Origin of the sequence: Pseudomonas sp. PDM09, assembly GCF_014852305.1 — a bacterium.
In the GTDB taxonomy this organism is placed as follows: Bacteria; Pseudomonadota; Gammaproteobacteria; order Pseudomonadales; family Pseudomonadaceae; genus Aquipseudomonas.
The window spans coordinates 322,131-339,427 of record NZ_JACVBI010000009.1; the positions used below are offsets into that span (position 1 = coordinate 322,131).

Consider the following 17,297-nt stretch of genomic DNA (forward strand, 5'->3'; position numbering starts at 1 on the left):
CACAAGCCAGTGGAGCCTCCCGTGCGCCAGCGTTATTTAGCCTTGCTCAGTGTGTTTGCCAGCCTTCCCGCGATGGCGCTCACTTTCCAGACCCGTCTGGAGAGCATCGAGTGGACGGTCGAAGGTGACAAGTTCGAATGCCGTCTGACTCAACCCATCACCGATTTCGGCTCGGGAGAGTTCGTGCGTCGTGCCGGCGAACAGGCGACATTTCGCTTGAAGGCCTACAACTCGATGATCGGTGGCGGTTCCGCAACCTTGCTGGCGGCCGCTGCGCCATGGCAGCCGGGGCGCGGTGACATCAACCTGGGGTCGGTGCGAATGGGCAGTGGCAACGTGCTGTTCAACAGCTCGCAAGTTCAGGCCGGGCGCCTGATCAGCGGGTTGCTGGACGGTCGCAGCCCGGTGGTTCGACACTCCTCGGGCGAGGGGCGGGTATCTGAAGTCCGCCTGCTGCCGGTCAAATTCAGCAAGGCCTACAGTGACTATCAGGGGTGCGTGGCCAAGTTGCTGCCGCAGAATTTCGAGCAGGTGAAGCAATCCGAAATCGGCTTTCCGGGGGAGGGTATCGATCTCGACGCCCAAGCCAAGGCTCATTTGCAGGTCATGCTGGAATTCATGAAAGCCGATCCGACGGTCAACCACATCGAACTCGACGGCCATTCCGACAACAGCGGCAATCGCCTGACCAACCGCGAACTGTCGCGACGCAGGGCGCTGGCCGTGATGGATTTCTTTAAGGCCAATGGTATCCAGGAATCGCAGATCACCCTGCGTTTTCACGGTGAGCGCTATCCTCTGGCGCCGAACAATAACGCCGCCAATCGGGCGAAGAACCGCCGGGTTGCCGTACGCCTCGAACGGGTAGCGCCGACCGAGCAACCGGCGCCTCCAGCCACTGCTTCCGCGGGCAGCGCGAAGACCTCCTGAACCCGCTGAAATCGTCGCTCGCTCGACATAATCTGTCGCTTCGTCGTCATAAGCTGTCGCGCCTCTGTAAATTATTCTGCATGAGCGGTAGACTTGACGGCTTTCCGTAGAACCCCGTGGAGTGATGGCATGGCGGACGTAAACAAGGTCGTTCTGGCGTATTCCGGCGGCCTGGACACTTCGGTGATCCTCAAGTGGCTGCAGGATACTTATAACTGTGAAGTAGTGACCTTCACCGCTGACCTGGGTCAGGGCGAAGAGGTCGAACCGGCCCGCGCCAAGGCACAGGCCATGGGCGTAAAAGAAATCTACATCGACGATTTGCGTGAAGAATTCGTGCGCGATTTCGTGTTCCCGATGTTCCGCGCCAACACCGTTTATGAAGGCGAGTACCTGCTGGGTACTTCCATCGCTCGTCCGTTGATCGCCAAGCGCTTGATCGAAATCGCCAACGAAACCGGCGCTGACGCCATTTCCCACGGCGCGACCGGCAAGGGCAACGACCAGGTTCGTTTCGAACTGGGCGCCTACGCTTTGAAGCCAGGTGTGAAAGTGATCGCTCCGTGGCGCGAATGGGACCTGCTCTCCCGTGAAAAGCTGATGGATTATGCTGAAAAGCACAACATCCCGATCGAGCGCCACGGCAAGAAGAAATCCCCGTACTCGATGGATGCCAACCTGCTGCACATCTCCTATGAAGGCGGCGTGCTGGAAGACACCTGGACCGAGCACGAAGAAGACATGTGGCGCTGGACCGTCTCCCCGGAGAACGCTCCTGACAAACCGCAGTACCTGGAACTGACCTACCGTAACGGCGACATCGTCGCACTGGACGGCGTCGAAATGACCCCGGCCACCGTGCTAGCGACCTTGAACCGTATCGGTGGCGAACATGGTATCGGCCGTCTGGACATCGTCGAAAACCGCTACGTCGGCATGAAGTCCCGCGGCTGCTACGAGACCCCGGGCGGCACCATCATGCTGCGCGCTCACCGCGCGATCGAATCGATCACCCTGGACCGCGAAGTGGCTCACCTCAAAGACGAGCTGATGCCTAAATACGCCAGCCTGATCTACACCGGTTACTGGTGGAGCCCTGAGCGTCTGATGCTGCAACAGATGATCGATGCTTCCCAGGCCCACGTGAACGGCGTAGTGCGCCTGAAACTGTACAAGGGCAATGTGATCGTCACCGGCCGCAAGTCCGACGAGTCGTTGTTCGACGCCAACATCGCGACCTTCGAGGAAGATGGCGGCGCCTACAACCAGGCGGATGCGGCGGGCTTCATCAAGCTCAACGCCCTGCGTATGCGTATCGCGGCGAACAAGGGCCGCAAGCTTTTCTGAGACCTTTGAGTCGGTGATCAATTTGTGGCCTTGTTGGTGACAAGGCCACAAATTTGAAAGAGGGGCTGCTGCATATAGCGTTTCGCTTTCTTCTTGTTCCGCTGATCGTTCCTTCTGCTTCCTGTCCTTGATCTGCTTCAAGGGCTGCCTTTCTGATGTGCGACAGTTCAATACCTAGCCCATAATCGTAACGCCCTGTGAGCTCAAATTGTAAGAAATACAGAACGTTACGCTGTTGCGTTTCTTTATGTGTTTCCAATGTTTGAGCGTGTTTGCCTTCAGCAATTTATCCGAATCGGTACACGTGAGAAATACGATCACTTGTGCGGGATTGTCCGCAGGGTACTGAATGCTCTCCATCAGGGCGCTGAACGCCATTTTTTTGTGTATCCACCGTGCATCAACGATGTGCAGATCCTTTAGGGGGGCAGGCAGGTTTACATGGTGCCGGGTCCAGCTTTCGGGCGCTACGCTGGATGGACTGTTACTCGGATGATGAACGTTCTCCATGGCTTTTATGAAATGCTTTCCCTTCACAAAATCGGAGGGCGCGTAAAGCGATCGATAGTTGAAGTTGAGAGTAACGAAGAAAAGAAAAAGCAAGTAAAAGGGAAAACTGATCAGGAACCACACATAGAGTTCCCTCTCCTCATTGTCGAGAAAAGGTAGCGATACGGCGGCCGATGTTTCAGACAGTGCTGCAAATATGGCAATAATTGTCATGGGGTTGGTGATTCTTTTTTTGAGTTTTATCATATTGTATGCTCATTAAGTATTGTCTTTTCTCGATTGGTTTATGGTTGTAATAACTCATATCAGGTTGTTCTGCTATTGTATTGAACTGTTTTTATTGGGGTGGTGAGGTTGTTATAGTAGCTGTATTGTTGCAGGTTCGGGTATGGCTGTTTAGTTGTTTTGATAGCACTATGTTGTTGGTCAAGTGTTACGGTGTGTGAGCTTTTTCGATTGTTGAGCCAGATTGCGCAGGAAGGTACTGGAAAATACCCGTTACTTTTAAGGGTAGCTCAATAGTCGGCGCATCGTAGATTAATGCGTCGATACTGTTTTTTTGTCGTTTTTTGGTTGTAAGTCGATACAAAAAAACTGCTGAAGTACTGAGCAATAGTCGGTCAGTAAAATCTCTGTTTCTTCGTATGGCAATGATTTTTTGTAGGAATAATCCGTGTTGTTTGTAGGCTATGTCTCTCGCTGCGAGTGGCCGAGGGTGACGGCGTGCCATGGGTGAAACGACTAGGCTATGGTGCGGGCTCTAAAAATTCGAACAGCGAAAATTGGACTTGCCCATGAATAAAGTGCTGATCGTGGATGATCACCCCGTCATTCGTCTTGCGGTACGTATGCTAATGGAACGTCATGGCTACGAAGTCATTGCAGAAACAGATAATGGTGTGGACGCATTACAACTTGCCCGTGATCTTATGCCGGATATTGTCATACTGGATATTGGAATACCGAAACTGGATGGGTTGGAAGTTATCGCGCGCCTGACATCAACGGCGATGCCTCTTAAAGTACTGATATTGACATCCCAGGCGCCAGGGCATTTTTCCATGCGTTGCATGCAATCGGGTGCCGCCGGGTATGTTTGCAAACAGCAGGATCTCACTGAGTTGCTCAGTGCAATAAAAGCCGTGCTGTCAGGCTACAGCTACTTTCCTAATCAGGCTCTGCATACCGTGCGTTCCAGTCTTGGGAACGCCAGTGAAGCTGATATGGTGGATCGTTTGTCCGGGCGAGAGATGATGGTCCTGCAACAATTGGCCCGAGGAAAGACAAACAAGGAGATCGCCGACGGAATGTTCCTCAGCAATAAAACCGTTAGTACTTATAAGACTCGTCTTCTGTTAAAGCTCAATGCTCGCTCACTGGTCGACCTGATTGAATTGGCCCAGCGCAACGGCCTGGTATGAAGCTGCCAGCATTTGGCGCGATGAACAGGTGTTTGTCAGGGGGCGGCACTTAGTAAAAAGCCTCCGTTTCGGGAGGCTTTTAAGTGTCATAAGTCAAAATCGTAATCGGCCAATTGCTTCTGCAGTCGGCGCTCCTCCAGCAGGTTGTCGATGGTGCGGCGTTTGCTCAGGTTGGTCTTTGCCACTTCCACTACCGGCTCTGCGTCATCGGCCTCAACGGGGGTGAAGTCGTCTTCTACGTCCAATTGCTCTTTGCCAGTGCTCATAAGGTTAACTCCAGGCTAAGGCTGCCCTTTGGCGCTCCTTATATCGACAATTTCCCGGCGGGTAAAAAAGATTTTTTCAATCGATCAATCAAAAAAACTAATAGAGCCTCAATCGTCCGAGGTCTTTTGCTTGTATTCGCACAAATCCTCGATCCGGCAACTGCCACAACGCGGCTTGCGGGCCAGGCAAACGTAGCGCCCATGGAGAATCAGCCAGTGATGGGCGTCGAGCAGATATTCCTTCGGCACGAACTTCATCAGTTTTTGCTCCACCTCGACCACGTTCTTGCCCGGAGCAATACCGGTACGGTTACTGACCCGGAAAATGTGAGTGTCCACGGCCATGGTCAGCTGACGAAAGGCGGTATTGAGCACCACGTTGGCGGTCTTGCGACCGACGCCGGGCAAAGCTTCCAGTGCCTCGCGGGTCTGCGGTACTTCGCCTCCATGGCGCTCCACCAGTAAGCGACAGGTTTCGATCACATTTTTCGCTTTGCTGTTGAACAGGCCGATGGTCTTGATGTACTCCGACAGCCCTTCGACGCCCAAGGCATGGATCGCCGCTGGCGTATTGGCCACCGGGAACAGTTTGGCGGTGGCCTTGTTCACGCCGATATCGGTCGATTGCGCCGAGAGAATCACGGCGATCAACAATTCGAACGGTGAGGAGTAGGCCAGTTCGGTCTTTGGTTCAGGGTTGTCTTCGTGAAACCTGCGGAAAATTTCAAGACGTTTTGCTGCATTCATGGGCGATGCGTTTCCTCGAAGGCGGTCAATGTGATGCCGCCGGGCGGCGGGTCCAGGCTTGATGTGCGGCGATCAATAGTCCCAGCAGAATAAACCCGCCAGGGGCCAGCGTGGCCAGATGCAGGCCACCGTCGACGATCAGCGTCCAGCCTTGCCAGTCCGGTTGCGTGGCACCGGCCATCCAGGAAAGATGGCTACCGAGTGTTCCGTTGCCGATAAGCTCGCGCAGCAGACCCAAGCCCACCATCAAGGCGCCGAACAAGCCACACAGACGCAGTCGATCACGCAGTGGGCTCTGGAAAAAACCGTTGTGTTCCAGCACAACGCATTGCAGGGCGATCAATCCTGCGTAGAAACCCAGCTGCTGGTGCCATTGGAGCGACCAGGCTTGCATGGCGAGTTCCGCGCAACTGGTCAGCGTGGCGGCCAGCAGGAGGCAGGCAAGCAAATGTGTGGCCGGCATCAGTCGCGAGCGCAAAACGCCCATGCTTAAACCATAAGCACTGAATACCAGAGCAAACATCAGCCACAGGCCCAGGGCCGTTACCAATGAATCCGTAACGCCGATCAACGGCGTAAGCATCAGCGAGTTCTGCAGGGTCGATGACTTATTCATGGGCGCTGCTCCCGATCAGCGGTTGCCGGTGTTCGTCGAAGTAGCGTAACGCGTCATGGGTAGCATTGATCACCGCTCTTGAGGTGATGGTCGCGCCCGCAATCTGATCGAATTGCCCTTGGTCCTTTTTCAAGGCCCAGCCATTGTCATCGGGGTCGGTTAGAGACTTGCCGGTAAACACCTCAAGCCAGGCATTGGGCCAGTCGGCGAGCTTGCCGCCCAGCCCCGGGGTTTCCGATTGCTTGAAGGTTTTAACCCCCACTAACTTGCCTTGGCGGTCGATGGCGATCAGCAATTCGATGGAGCCGGCGTAGCCCAGAGTCTGGCTGCGCAGCAACACGGCGCTCGGTTGGCCGGCCTTGGAGGCCAGATAGCCACCCAGCAGTGTGCTGTTGGCCAGGCGAGTGTTTTCGAGACCGAGGGGGTGTTCCAGTGGCTGATTGTCGTAGCTGTCGGGCGGTAGCAGATCCAGTAACTGGCGGCTGTCGATCAGGCGTTGTTCGGCGGCAATGCGCGCGGCACTGGTATGCTGCACGAGGTAAGTCGCGCCCATCCCCAGGCCTGCCAGCACTACCAGAATCACAACGCTCGTCGCTCGGTTCATGGGGCAACCTGCTCCTGTCTGGACGCGGTAAACCGCTCCAGCGCCGGTACACAGAGGTTCATCAGCAAAACCGCAAAGGCCACACCATCTGGATACCCGCCCCACGTCCGAATCAGATAAGTCAGCAATCCCACGCCTACGCCGAACAGTAATCGGGCCATGGGGCTTTTTGCACCGGATATCGGTTCCGTCACGATGAAGAAGGCACCGAGCATGCTCGCGCCGGTGAGCAGATGAAACAGTGGCGAGCCATGAGAGTCGGAGCCCGTACCGTTCCAACACAACAGGCTGATGACGAACAGGCTGGCGAGCATGCCGACCGGGGCATGCCAGCTGAACACCCGCCGCTGCAGCAGAAACGCACCGCCCGCCAGAAACGCCAGGTTGACCCATTCCACGCCTCGGCCACCAAAACGGCCGAATGCCGGATTGCCGGTGAACAGTTCGTCCATGGTCAGGCTTTTGTTGATTCGCAGACTGTCCAGCGCCGTGGCCTGAGCCCACGCATCGGGTGCCTGGCCGAAGCTGAAACCGAACACCTGTTGCAGCCCACCGAACAAATCCATGCCATGGGACGCCGGCCAATGGGTCATTGGCTGGGGAAACATCACCAGGACCAGCGCGAAACCGAGCATCGCCGGATTGAACGGATTCTTGCCGACGCCGCCATACAAGTGCTTGCCGAAAAACAGTCCGAACGCCGCAGCACTGACCGTCAGCCACCACGGGCAATAAGGCGGCAAGGCCAGCGCCAACAGCGTCGCGCTGACCAACGCACTGCCGTCGCTCAATGTTGGCTTTACAGGTTGTTTGCGCAGTTGTAACACCGCCGCTTCAACGGCCAACGCGGTTGCCGCCGTCAGAATCAGGTTGATCAATACGCCCCAGCCATACAACCAGAACAACATCAGCATCCCCGGCACAGTGGCCAGCAATACCAGCTTCATGGCTTGCTGAAGGCGTTCGTCCACCGATTCAAGGGGCGGCATAGGCATCCACCTGACGCTCGGCTTCGCTGAGCGCATGTTGCAACGCTTCAATCTGTTCGGCCGGCGCCTCGCTTGTTTGAGCTTTCTTGAGTTCGGCGCGGCGCATGGCCAACTGGATCTTCGCCCGTTTCAGCTCGGCATCTTTTACCGGGGCAGATGGCGCAGAGACCGGCGGTGCGCTGCTCTCCAGTTGCACCAGCGCCTGTTCGGCGGCTTCGAACTGCTGTTGCAGCACGATCAGTTGCGATTGCTGTTCGAAGGTGGGTGGATGCCCAAAGGCCTTGAGCGATTTGTTCAGTTGCGCCCGACTCATCGCCAGATCGACCTTGGCTTTTTTCAGTGCCGCATCGGCATTGTCGGCTTTCTGTGCGCGAACGCGCTCGAGTGCGGCCTGAACCGGGTCGAGCGTCACTTCGCTGTGCTGCACGGCGCGTTGGGCGCGGGCCTGGCGTTCGGCGAGCTTCTGTTCCTCTTCGCGATGCAAACGGGCATTGCGCTGTTCGAAACGGCGTCGCGCGTGATTGCGCTTGGCGGCCCGAGCCTGTTGTTCCTCCAGGCTGAACGCCAGCCCGCCGACAATCGGCAGCACCGTGGCCAACGGTAACGGATGCATCTCGATGCAATCCACCGGGCAGGGCGCCACGCAGAGGTCGCAACCGGTGCATTCGTCGACGATGACCGTGTGCATGAATTTCGCCGCGCCGACAATGGCGTCGACCGGGCAGGCCTGGATGCACTTGGTGCAGCCGATGCATTCGGCTTCACGGATGTAAGCGATCTGCGCGGGTGCCGAACCGCGACTGACGTCCAGTTCCAGCACCGGCACTTTCAGCAGGTCGGCCAGGGCCGCGATGGTTTCACTGCCACCCGGTGGGCACTTGTTGATCGGCTCGCCGCTGGCGATGCCTTCGGCGTAGGGTTTACAGCCGGGGTGACCACATTTGCCGCACTGGGTCTGCGGCAAGAGGGCGTCGATGCGTTGAATCAGACTCATGTTTTGATCAGCCCGCTGAATCCGAGAAAAATCACCGCGATCAATCCGGCGCCGATCAATTCGATCGGCAGGCCGCGAAAGGGCAGGGGGATATCGTTGTCGAGTATGCGCTGGCGCAAGTCGCTGAACAGACTCAGCACCAGCCAGAAACCCAGTCCTGCGCCAAGACTCAGGGCTATGGCGTGGAAAATTCCCTTGTCGTCTTGAGCGTTGAGCAACGTCAGCCCAAGCACCCCGGCATTCCCCAGCAGCAGGGGCCAGAGACCATCGAATGAAAGCTTCGCCAGTAACCGGGAAAGCAGTTTCAGCAGAGGGGCGATCAGCAGCACGCTCAGTGGCAGGAACACGAACAGACGCAGGGACGTCAGTTCCAGCGGCACCAGTAGCCAGTGGTAGAGCGCATAGCCGAGTATGCCGACGATCAGCATCAGGCACGTTGTCGCGATGCCCAGCGCGTGGACCTGTGGCCGCTCGCTGCCCAGCACCGGATCGACGCCCAGCGGCCAGTGCAACACAAGGTTGTTGATCAGGGCAGCGCTGATAAGCGTTAAAAGCAGTTCGGTCATGATCGTGCCGGCAAAAGAAGGCCTGTCTAACAAGGTTAGGCATTATCCGGCAAGGAAGGAGGGTGGGCCAGACATGAAAATCCCACAGTCGCGCCGGGCACGACTGTGGGATCGGTTTACCGCAGAACTTTACTTGATGCGCTGACCCGGCTTGGCGCCGCTGTCGGGGCTCAGCAGGTAGATTTCTTCACCGCCAGGGCCTGCCGCCATCACCATGCCTTCGGAGATCCCGAATTTCATTTTGCGGGGCTTGAGGTTGGCGATCATCATGGTCAGGCGACCATTGAGCTTGGACGGGTCCGGGTAAGCGCTCTTGATCCCGGAGAACACGTTGCGTTGTTCGTCACCGATGTCCAGGGTCAGGCGCAGCAGCTTATCGGCACCTTCCACGGCTTCGGCTTTGACGATCAGCGCAACGCGCAGGTCTACAGCGGCAAAGGTGTCGAACTCGATCTCTGGCGACAGCGGATCCTTGGCCAATTCACCGTTGCCGGCGGGCGCAGCTTCGCCGGTGTCGGTTGCGCTGGCGGTCAGGTCTTCTTTCGAGGCGTCGGTCATGGCTTGTACTTTTACCGGGTCGATGCGGGTCATCAACGGTTTGAACTCGTTCAGCTGATGGTTGCTGAGCAAGGTGGCGTGATCGTTCCAGGTCAGCGGGGCGACGTTCAGGAACGCCTCGGCATCGGCGGCCAGCAGCGGCAGTACTGGTTTGAGGAAAATCACCAGTTGGCGGAACAGGTTGATGCCCAAGGCGCAAATAGCCTGGACTTCATCCTGCTTGCCTTCCTGTTTGTTCAGCGACCACGGCGCCTTGTCGGCGATCCAGGCGTTGGCGCGGTCGGCCAGGCCCATGATCTCGCGCATGGCACGGGCAAAGTCGCGAGCCTCATAGGCATCGGCAATGCTTGGCGCTGCGGCCAAAAAGGCGTCGGTCAGTTCCGGCGCGGCGTTGCCGGCTACCAGTACACCGGCGTTGCCTTTATGGATGAAACCGGCGCAACGGCTGGCGATGTTGACGACTTTGCCGACCAGGTCGGAGTTGACCTTCTGCACGAAGTCTTCGAGGTTCAGGTCCAGGTCGTCGACGCCACGGCCCAGCTTGGCGGCGTAGTAGTAGCGCAGGTATTCCGGCGACAGGTGATCCAGGTAAGTCCGCGCCTTGACGAACGTGCCGCGGGACTTGGACATCTTCTGGCCGTTGACGGTCAGGTAGCCGTGTACGTTGATGCCGGTCGGTTTGCGGAACCCGGCGCCTTCAAGCATGGCTGGCCAGAACAGGGCGTGGAAGTTGACGATGTCCTTGCCGATGAAATGGTACAGCTCGGCGGTGGAATCCTTGCCCCAGAACGCGTCGAAGTCCAGGTCCGGACGGCGGGCGCATAAGTTCTTGAAGCTGGCCATGTAGCCGATTGGCGCATCCAGCCACACGTAGAAATATTTGCCCGGCTCGTCGGGGATTTCGAAGCCAAAGTACGGCGCGTCGCGGGAGATGTCCCACTGTTGCAGGCCGGCATCCAGCCACTCGGCGATCTTGTTGGCCACGGCTTCTTGCAACGTGCCGCTGCGGGTCCAGGCTTGCAGCATTTCCTGGAAGTCCGGCAGCTTGAAGAAGAAGTGCTGGGAATCCTTGAGCACCGGCGTGGCGCCGGAGATGGCCGATTTCGGATCCTTCAGATCGGTCGGCGCGTAGGTCGCACCGCATTTTTCGCAGTTGTCGCCGTACTGGTCTTCGGTGCCGCATTTCGGGCAGGTGCCCTTGATGAAGCGGTCGGCCAGGAACATTTTCTTTTCCGGGTCGAAGTACTGAGTGATCGAGCGCGTGGCGATGTGCCCGGCGTCGCGCAGCTTCAGGTAGATCTGGCTCGACAGCTCACGGTTTTCTTCGGCGTGAGTGGAGTGGAAGTTGTCGAAGTCCACCAGGAACTCGGCAAAGTCGGCGCTGTGTTCAGCCTGGACGTTGGCGATCAGTTGTTCCGGGGTGATGCCTTCCTTTTCCGCGCGCAGCATGATGGCCGAACCGTGGGCGTCGTCGGCGCAGACATAAATGCATTGATTACCACGATGCTTCTGGAAGCGCACCCACATATCGGTCTGGATGTATTCCAGCATATGGCCGAGGTGGATCGAACCATTGGCATAGGGCAGGGCGCTGGTGACGAGGATCTTGCGTGGCTCGGACATGGGGCTCGGCTACTTGATGAAACGGAGGTCGGCCACTATAAAGCGCTGGCGCATATTTTTCACCCCCAAGGCCAGCCTCCACGGACCTTTGTAGCAGCTGGCGTAGCCTGCGTTCGGCTGCGCAGCAGTCGTAAAACCAGGCACCTCGGTGTTTCAGGTAGTCCGGGTTTCCCGGATTCACGACTGCTGCGCAGCCGAACGCAGGCTTCGCCAGCTGCTACAGGTCGCATTCAACCATCGGTTATTTGTCACATCCTGAAAGCATGCCGTCCGGGCGACAGAACGGTTAGGATACCCGTCTGATTTTCCAGTCTTGCTATCGGAGTTGCCCATGAGCGCCGTCAATCGCGCAGCGGTGGAAGCCGTCCTTCGCCAATACACCGACCCTTACCTGAACCAGGACCCGGTCAGCGCCGGGTGCGTGCGCAGCATCGACATCCAGGGTGATCGCGTCAGCGTCCAGCTGGAGCTGGGCTATGCCGCCGGTTTGTTCAAAAGCGGCTGGGCGCAGTTGCTGCAACTGGCCATCGAAGGCCTGGACGGCGTCGTCACCGCGCGCGTCGAGATCACCAGTGTGATCGCCGCGCACAAGGCTCAGGCGCAGATTCCGGGGTTGGCCAACGTCAAGAACGTCGTGGCTGTGGCGTCCGGCAAGGGTGGCGTGGGCAAGTCCACCACGGCTGCCAACCTGGCCCTCGCGCTGGCTCGCGAAGGCGCCAAAGTCGGGATTCTCGACGCGGATATCTACGGTCCGAGCCAAGGCATCATGTTCGGCATCCCTGAAGGCACCCGACCAAAGGTCAAGGATCAGAAGTGGTTCATTCCGATTGAATCCCATGGCGTCGAAGTGATGTCCATGGCGTTCCTGACCGACGACAACACGCCGATGGTCTGGCGCGGGCCGATGGTGTCCGGCGCCTTGTTGCAACTGGTCACGCAAACGGCATGGGGTGATCTGGATTACCTGGTCATCGACATGCCGCCAGGCACCGGCGATATCCAGTTGACCCTGGCGCAGAAAGTCCCGGTGGCCGGCGCGGTGATCGTGACCACCCCGCAGGATCTGGCATTGCTGGACGCGCGCAAAGGCGTGGAGATGTTCCGCAAGGTCAACATCCCGGTGCTGGGCGTGGTGGAAAACATGGCCGTGCACATCTGCTCCAACTGCGGACATGCCGAGCATCTGTTCGGTGAGGGGGGCGGTGTGAAGCTGGCCAACCAGTACGGTGTCGAACTGTTGGCTTCGTTGCCACTGTCGATGCTGATCCGCGAACAGGCCGATGGCGGCAAGCCAACGGTGATCGCCGAGCCGGACAGTCAGATTGCGATGGTTTACCAGGAACTGGCCCGCCATGTCGGCGCGCGGATTGTGTTGCAGGAAGCGGCGACGCCGGCGATGCCGAACATCACCATCAGCGACGATTGATTCGCTGAAAAGATCGCAGCCTCGCTTCGCTCGACAGCTCCTACATGGATACACCTGTAGGAGCTGTCGAGCGAAGCGAGGCTGCGATCTTTTGATCTTGCTTTAAATCCGCAACCCGCCATCCAATTCCAGAATCCGACCGGTGTAGTAGTCGTTCTCGAAAATGTAGGCGGCCGACTGGGCAATCTCTTCGGGTTTGCCCATGCGCTTGAGCGGAATCCCGGACGTCATTTTCTCCAGCGCTTCCGGTTTCATGCTCAGGGTCATCTCGGTTTCGATGAAACCCGGGGCAATGCCCGCCACGCGAATGCCGTAGCGTGCCAGTTCCTTGGCCCAGGTCACGGTCGCCGCAGCGACACCGGCCTTGGCCGCGGAGTAGTTGGTCTGGCCGACGTTGCCGGCGCGCGAAATCGACGAGATATTGATGATCGCGCCGCTGTTTTGCAGCTCGATCATTTTTGCCGCGACTTCACGGGTGCACAGGAACACACCGGTCAGATTGACGTCGATGACTGCCTGCCATTGGGCCAGGCTCATCTTGGTCATTTCGCCGTCCTTGACCTTCAGCAGCAGGCCATCGCGCAGAATGCCGGCATTGTTGATCAGGCCATGGATCGCGCCGAAATCGTCTGCCACCTGGGCGACCATATGGGTCACTTGCTCTTCATCGGCGACGTTGCACAGGTAGGCACGAGCCTCGACACCCTTGGCTTTGCAAGCCGCGACGGCAGCGTCGAGTTTTTCCTGATTCAAGTCCACCAGCGCCAGCTTCGCGCCTTTGCCTGCGAGATACTCGGCCATGGAGCGGCCTAAACCCTGGCAACCGCCGGTGATAATGATTACTTTGTCAGTGAGTTGCATTCGCATAGCCCCATAGCAGTTCGGAGTGGTTTTCCTTCTATTCTAGAGAGCCTCTCGATCTGAGCCTGATATGGCCTGGCTGCACATGAGAACTGCCCCTATGGCGTGCTGGAACTTTACCCAGGCGCCTGTCCGTTTTTTTGACGGATTCTATATAAGGAGTCATAAATTGAGCGTTGTAGTGGCTAAGCATGCCCGAGAATTGCTTCTCAAGGAATACCGTGGAGTGCTCTCGACGCACTCCAAAGCGATGCCCGGTTTTCCGTTTGGCTCCGTGGTTCCTTACTGTCTGGACGAGCAGGGCCGGCCGCTGATCCTTATCAGCCGCATCGCTCAGCACACTCACAACCTGCAGAAAGATCCGAAATGCTCGCTGCTGGTGGGTGAGCGTGAAGCCGAAGACGTACAAGCCGTTGGTCGCCTGACTTACCTCGCCGAGGCAGAAAAGCTGCAAGACCCCGCTGCCATCGAGGCGGCCGCCGAGCGTTACTACCGCTATTTCCCCGATTCGCAGAACTATCACAAGGCCCATGATTTCGATTTCTGGGTGCTCAACGAGGTACGTCACCGCTACATCGGTGGCTTCGGCGCGATCCACTGGATCGATCAGTTGACCCTGGCCAACCCGTTCGCCGGCAAGGCCGAAGTGAGCATGGTCGAGCACATGAATGCCGATCACGCCAAAGCCATCGCCCACTACGTCGAGCTGGCGGGGCTACCGAAAACTGCACCGGCGCAATTGGCCGGCATCGACACCGAAGGCATGCACTTGCGCATCGGTCAGGGGCTCTACTGGCTGCCGTTTCAAACGCCTTGTAATACGCCGACACAAGTCCGGGAAGCCTTGGTTTTCCTGGCTCACGCCGAGCATTGGCCGAAAAATGAAGTGGCCGACGCTTGAATTCACGAAACGGCGACGTCATCTAAGGAAAACTGGCAAGGCATTCTTGCGTTGAGGAACCATTTGATGCGCCCTTTTTTGTTGCTCTTTGTACTGTTCCCGGTGTTGGAGCTGTTCGTATTCGTCAAGGTCAGCGGGGCGATCGGGTTTTTCCCAGCCCTGCTGCTGGTCATTCTCGGCTCGATGCTCGGCGTGTTCGTGCTGCGCATCGCCGGTCTGGCTACTGCGCTGCGCGCCCGTGAAAGCCTGAACCGCGGTGAGCTGCCGGCCCAGACCATGCTCGAAGGCCTGATGCTGGCCCTGGCGGGCGGTCTCTTGATCCTGCCGGGCTTCGTCACCGATGTGCTGGGCCTGATCATGTTGCTGCCGATCTCTCGTCGACTGCTGGCCAACAAAATGCGTCTGCGCGCCGAGGAACAAGCGATGCGTCAGCGTGCGTTCGCCGATGACCTTCAGCCACGGGGCGGTCCTGCTCCGCAGCAGCCACTGGGCCGTGAGCCCAATGTGATCGAAGGCGAGTTCGAACACCGCGATTCCAAGTAAGACTTCCATCGACACGGCACCTTCGGGTGCCGTGTTCATTTTCAGGGCATTGAGATAAAAATTTTTCGCTCCCCGCCCTTGAAATAAGCTTGTACGCCCTTATGTAACGGTCACCGCAAGGTTTCTGGCAATTGCGCCAGACAGACTTCCGCGGTTCGCTTGACGAACCGCACCCGGCGCCGCCGGATTTGTTAAACCCGCCGGGACTACACCGGCCGATGAAAACCACAATTAGGAGAGATCGACAATGAAGCTTCGTCCTCTGCATGACCGCGTCGTCGTCCGTCGCAGCGAAGAAGAAAAGAAAACCGCTGGCGGTATCGTCCTGCCAGGTTCGGCTGCTGAAAAGCCAAACCAGGGTGAAGTCCTCGCCGTAGGCCCAGGCAAAGCACTGGACAACGGTGAAGTGCGTGCGCTGGCCGTGAAAGTGGGTGACAAGGTTGTGTTCGGCCCTTACTCCGGCAGCAACACTGTGAAAGTTGACGGCGAAGACCTGCTGGTTATTGGCGAGAGCGAAATCCTCGCAGTAATCGAAGGCTGATTCCCCGCTCATTTTCCCGCTACTACAAAGTATTTAAGGAATATCGATCATGGCTGCTAAAGAAGTTAAATTCGGCGATTCCGCCCGCAAGAAAATGCTCGCCGGTGTCAACGTCCTGGCTGACGCAGTAAAAGCGACCCTGGGCCCTAAAGGCCGTAACGTGATCATCGAGAAGAGCTTCGGCGCTCCGACCATCACCAAGGACGGCGTTTCCGTTGCCAAAGAAATCGAGCTGAAAGATCGCTTCGAAAACATGGGTGCGCAGCTGGTCAAAGACGTTGCCTCCCGTGCCAACGATGACGCAGGCGACGGCACCACCACCGCTACCGTTCTGGCTCAATCGATCGTCAACGAAGGCCTGAAAGCCGTCGCTGCCGGCATGAACCCGATGGACCTGAAGCGCGGTATCGACAAAGCCACCATCGCCATCGTCAAAGAGCTCAAAGCCCTGTCCAAGCCTTGCGCTGACACCAAGGCCATCGCTCAGGTCGGCACCATCTCGGCCAACTCTGACAGCTCCATCGGCGACATCATTGCCGAAGCCATGGAAAAAGTCGGTAAAGAAGGCGTGATCACCGTTGAAGAAGGCTCGGGCCTGGAAAACGAACTGTCGGTTGTTGAAGGCATGCAGTTCGACCGTGGCTACCTGTCCCCGTACTTCGTCAACAAGCCAGAGACCATGACTGCCGAGCTGGACGGTCCGCTGATCCTGCTGGTCGACAAAAAGATCTCGAACATCCGCGAAATGCTGCCAGTACTGGAAGCCGTTGCCAAAGCCGGCCGTCCACTGCTGATCGTTGCCGAAGACGTTGAAGGCGAAGCCCTGGCGACTCTGGTTGTGAACAACATGCGTGGCATCGTTAAAGTCGCAGCCGTCAAGGCTCCAGGCTTCGGCGACCGTCGCAAGGCCATGCTGCAGGACATCGCTGTTCTGACTGGCGGTACCGTTATCTCCGAAGAGATCGGCCTGAGCCTGGAAAGCACTACCCTGGAACACCTGGGTAATGCCAAGCGCGTGATCCTGTCCAAAGAAAACACCACCGTGATCGATGGTGCCGGCGTTGAGGCTGACATCCAGGCCCGCGTTCTGCAGATCCGTCAGCAAGTGGCTGATACTTCGTCCGACTACGACCGTGAAAAACTGCAAGAGCGTCTGGCCAAACTGTCCGGCGGCGTTGCAGTGATCAAGGTTGGCGCTGGTTCCGAAGTTGAAATGAAAGAGAAGAAAGCCCGCGTTGAAGACGCCCTGCACGCTACCCGTGCAGCCGTTGAAGAAGGCGTGGTACCTGGCGGCGGCGTGGCACTGGTTCGCGCTCTGCAGGCTATCTCCGAGCTCAAAGGCGACAACGATGACCAGAACGTTGGCATCCAGTTGCTGCGTCGCGCTGTTGAAGCGCCACTGCGTCAGATCGTTGCCAACTCCGGCGACGAGCCAAGCGTAGTAGTCGACAAGGTCAAGCAGGGTTCGGGTAACTACGGTTACAACGCTGCTACCGGCGAATACGGCGACATGATCGAAATGGGTATCCTGGACCCGGCGAAAGTGACTCGTTCGGCTCTGCAAGCGGCTTCGTCGATTGCCAGCCTGATGATCACCACCGAAGCCATGATCGCTGAGATCAAGGACGACGCACCAGCTGGCGGCGGCATGCCAGACATGGGCGGTATGGGCGGCATGGGCGGCATGATGTAAGCCAGCCTTACCCCGTACATGAAAACCCCGCCTGCGTTAAGCCGGCGGGGTTTTTTATTGCCCTGATTTCGAGGGTCACCTCGGTCCATTGTGGGAGCGGGCTTGCTCGCGAAGGCGGTGTGTCAGTCACCATCAATACTGACTGACACACCGCCTTCGCG

Annotated in this window: 18 protein-coding genes; 8 read left to right on the top strand and 10 right to left on the bottom strand. The window is 57.8% G+C overall.

What is annotated here, in order from left to right; all coding sequences use genetic code 11:
• Positions 1-21 precede the first annotated feature (21 nt).
• Positions 22-930, top strand: coding sequence for a flagellar protein MotY (locus IB250_RS22320; protein WP_192345603.1), 909 nt, complete (start codon positions 22-24; stop codon positions 928-930).
• 129 nt (positions 931-1,059) lie between these two features.
• Positions 1,060-2,277 (top strand): argininosuccinate synthase, encoded by a 1,218-nt coding sequence (locus IB250_RS22325; RefSeq protein ID WP_123358038.1) that lies wholly within the window; start codon positions 1,060-1,062, stop codon positions 2,275-2,277.
• 174 nt (positions 2,278-2,451) lie between these two features.
• Here the strand turns inward: IB250_RS22325 and IB250_RS22330 are convergent, their stop codons facing one another.
• The gene (locus IB250_RS22330) at positions 2,452-3,033 is read right to left on the bottom strand and encodes a hypothetical protein (protein ID WP_192345604.1); all 582 of its coding nucleotides are present in this window, start codon (positions 3,031-3,033) and stop codon (positions 2,452-2,454) included.
• Positions 3,034-3,581: 548 nt separating this feature from the next.
• Here IB250_RS22330 and IB250_RS22335 point away from each other — a divergent pair.
• Positions 3,582-4,208, top strand: coding sequence for a response regulator transcription factor (locus IB250_RS22335; RefSeq protein ID WP_008069501.1), 627 nt, complete (start codon positions 3,582-3,584; stop codon positions 4,206-4,208).
• An 86-nt stretch (positions 4,209-4,294) separates the two neighbouring features.
• On the opposite strand, the gene IB250_RS22340 is transcribed toward IB250_RS22335, so the two are convergent.
• The 8 genes from IB250_RS22340 to metG all read right to left on the bottom strand — a co-directional run bounded on the left by IB250_RS22340 (position 4,295) and on the right by metG (position 11,171).
• Positions 4,295-4,474, bottom strand: coding sequence for a PA3496 family putative envelope integrity protein (locus IB250_RS22340; protein WP_007898493.1), 180 nt, complete (start codon positions 4,472-4,474; stop codon positions 4,295-4,297).
• Positions 4,475-4,582: 108 nt separating this feature from the next.
• Positions 4,583-5,221: an endonuclease III gene (gene nth, locus IB250_RS22345; protein ID WP_192345605.1), complete on the bottom strand. Its 639-nt coding sequence runs from the start codon at positions 5,219-5,221 to the stop codon at positions 4,583-4,585.
• Positions 5,222-5,246: 25 nt separating this feature from the next.
• Entirely contained in the window at positions 5,247-5,837 is a 591-nt protein-coding gene (locus tag IB250_RS22350; protein WP_192345606.1) for an Rnf-Nqr domain containing protein, read from the bottom strand.
• Positions 5,830-6,441 carry an RnfABCDGE type electron transport complex subunit G gene (locus IB250_RS22355; RefSeq protein WP_192345607.1) on the bottom strand — a complete coding sequence of 204 codons (612 nt, stop codon included), beginning with the start codon at positions 6,439-6,441 and terminating at the stop codon, positions 5,830-5,832. The genes IB250_RS22350 and IB250_RS22355 overlap by 8 nt, the downstream gene beginning before the upstream one ends.
• Positions 6,438-7,430: an RnfABCDGE type electron transport complex subunit D gene (locus tag IB250_RS22360; protein WP_192345608.1), complete on the bottom strand. Its 993-nt coding sequence runs from the start codon at positions 7,428-7,430 to the stop codon at positions 6,438-6,440. Before IB250_RS22360 ends, IB250_RS22355 begins: the two co-directional genes overlap by 4 nt.
• The gene (gene rsxB, locus IB250_RS22365; RefSeq protein ID WP_192345609.1) at positions 7,417-8,424 is read right to left on the bottom strand and encodes an electron transport complex subunit RsxB; all 1,008 of its coding nucleotides are present in this window, start codon (positions 8,422-8,424) and stop codon (positions 7,417-7,419) included. The genes IB250_RS22360 and rsxB overlap by 14 nt, the downstream gene beginning before the upstream one ends.
• Positions 8,421-8,990, bottom strand: a complete 570-nt coding sequence (locus IB250_RS22370) for an Rnf-Nqr domain containing protein (protein ID WP_192345610.1) — start codon at positions 8,988-8,990, stop codon at positions 8,421-8,423. The genes rsxB and IB250_RS22370 overlap by 4 nt, the downstream gene beginning before the upstream one ends.
• A 129-nt stretch (positions 8,991-9,119) precedes the next feature.
• Positions 9,120-11,171 (bottom strand): methionine--tRNA ligase, encoded by a 2,052-nt coding sequence (gene metG / locus IB250_RS22375; protein WP_008069514.1) that lies wholly within the window; start codon positions 11,169-11,171, stop codon positions 9,120-9,122.
• Between the two features lie 331 nt (positions 11,172-11,502).
• On the opposite strand from metG, the gene apbC reads away from it, so the two are divergent.
• Positions 11,503-12,597, top strand: a complete 1,095-nt coding sequence (gene apbC / locus IB250_RS22380; RefSeq protein WP_192345611.1) for an iron-sulfur cluster carrier protein ApbC — start codon at positions 11,503-11,505, stop codon at positions 12,595-12,597.
• 102 nt (positions 12,598-12,699) lie between these two features.
• Here apbC and IB250_RS22385 read toward each other — a convergent pair whose 3' ends face one another.
• Positions 12,700-13,458 (bottom strand): SDR family oxidoreductase, encoded by a 759-nt coding sequence (locus IB250_RS22385; protein WP_192345612.1) that lies wholly within the window; start codon positions 13,456-13,458, stop codon positions 12,700-12,702.
• Positions 13,459-13,627: 169 nt separating this feature from the next.
• Here IB250_RS22385 and IB250_RS22390 point away from each other — a divergent pair, with 169 nt between their 5' ends.
• From IB250_RS22390 to groL, 4 genes are all read left to right on the top strand, one after another.
• Positions 13,628-14,359 (top strand): HugZ family protein, encoded by a 732-nt coding sequence (locus IB250_RS22390; protein ID WP_123500748.1) that lies wholly within the window; start codon positions 13,628-13,630, stop codon positions 14,357-14,359.
• Positions 14,360-14,425: 66 nt separating this feature from the next.
• Positions 14,426-14,902, top strand: coding sequence for an FxsA family protein (locus IB250_RS22395; protein ID WP_123500746.1), 477 nt, complete (start codon positions 14,426-14,428; stop codon positions 14,900-14,902).
• Positions 14,903-15,149: 247 nt separating this feature from the next.
• Positions 15,150-15,443, top strand: a complete 294-nt coding sequence (locus IB250_RS22400) for a co-chaperone GroES (RefSeq protein WP_007898444.1) — start codon at positions 15,150-15,152, stop codon at positions 15,441-15,443.
• A gap of 49 nt (positions 15,444-15,492) precedes the next feature.
• Complete coding sequence (gene groL, locus IB250_RS22405; RefSeq protein WP_074874047.1) at positions 15,493-17,136, top strand: chaperonin GroEL; 1,644 nt, start codon at positions 15,493-15,495, stop codon at positions 17,134-17,136.
• The last annotated feature ends 161 nt before the right edge of the window (positions 17,137-17,297 follow it).

Bases quoted from the DNA above. Each gene is read 5' to 3' on its own strand.
- nth (WP_192345605.1), bottom strand. From the start codon at position 5,221: ATGAATGCAGCAAAACGTCTTGAAATTTTCCGCAGGTTTCACGAAGAC.
- metG (WP_008069514.1), bottom strand. From the start codon at position 11,171: ATGTCCGAGCCACGCAAGATCCTCGTCACCAGCGCCCTGCCCTATGCC.
- IB250_RS22355 (WP_192345607.1), bottom strand. From the start codon at position 6,441: ATGAACCGAGCGACGAGCGTTGTGATTCTGGTAGTGCTGGCAGGCCTG.
- IB250_RS22335 (WP_008069501.1), top strand. From the start codon at position 3,582: ATGAATAAAGTGCTGATCGTGGATGATCACCCCGTCATTCGTCTTGCG.
- rsxB (WP_192345609.1), bottom strand. From the start codon at position 8,424: ATGAGTCTGATTCAACGCATCGACGCCCTCTTGCCGCAGACCCAGTGC.
- IB250_RS22330 (WP_192345604.1), bottom strand. From the start codon at position 3,033: ATGATAAAACTCAAAAAAAGAATCACCAACCCCATGACAATTATTGCC.
- apbC (WP_192345611.1), top strand. From the start codon at position 11,503: ATGAGCGCCGTCAATCGCGCAGCGGTGGAAGCCGTCCTTCGCCAATAC.
- IB250_RS22325 (WP_123358038.1), top strand. From the start codon at position 1,060: ATGGCGGACGTAAACAAGGTCGTTCTGGCGTATTCCGGCGGCCTGGAC.
- IB250_RS22370 (WP_192345610.1), bottom strand. From the start codon at position 8,990: ATGACCGAACTGCTTTTAACGCTTATCAGCGCTGCCCTGATCAACAAC.
- groL (WP_074874047.1), top strand. From the start codon at position 15,493: ATGGCTGCTAAAGAAGTTAAATTCGGCGATTCCGCCCGCAAGAAAATG.
- IB250_RS22340 (WP_007898493.1), bottom strand. From the start codon at position 4,474: ATGAGCACTGGCAAAGAGCAATTGGACGTAGAAGACGACTTCACCCCC.
- IB250_RS22350 (WP_192345606.1), bottom strand. From the start codon at position 5,837: ATGAATAAGTCATCGACCCTGCAGAACTCGCTGATGCTTACGCCGTTG.
- IB250_RS22395 (WP_123500746.1), top strand. From the start codon at position 14,426: ATGCGCCCTTTTTTGTTGCTCTTTGTACTGTTCCCGGTGTTGGAGCTG.
- IB250_RS22385 (WP_192345612.1), bottom strand. From the start codon at position 13,458: ATGCAACTCACTGACAAAGTAATCATTATCACCGGCGGTTGCCAGGGT.
- IB250_RS22360 (WP_192345608.1), bottom strand. From the start codon at position 7,430: ATGCCGCCCCTTGAATCGGTGGACGAACGCCTTCAGCAAGCCATGAAG.
- IB250_RS22400 (WP_007898444.1), top strand. From the start codon at position 15,150: ATGAAGCTTCGTCCTCTGCATGACCGCGTCGTCGTCCGTCGCAGCGAA.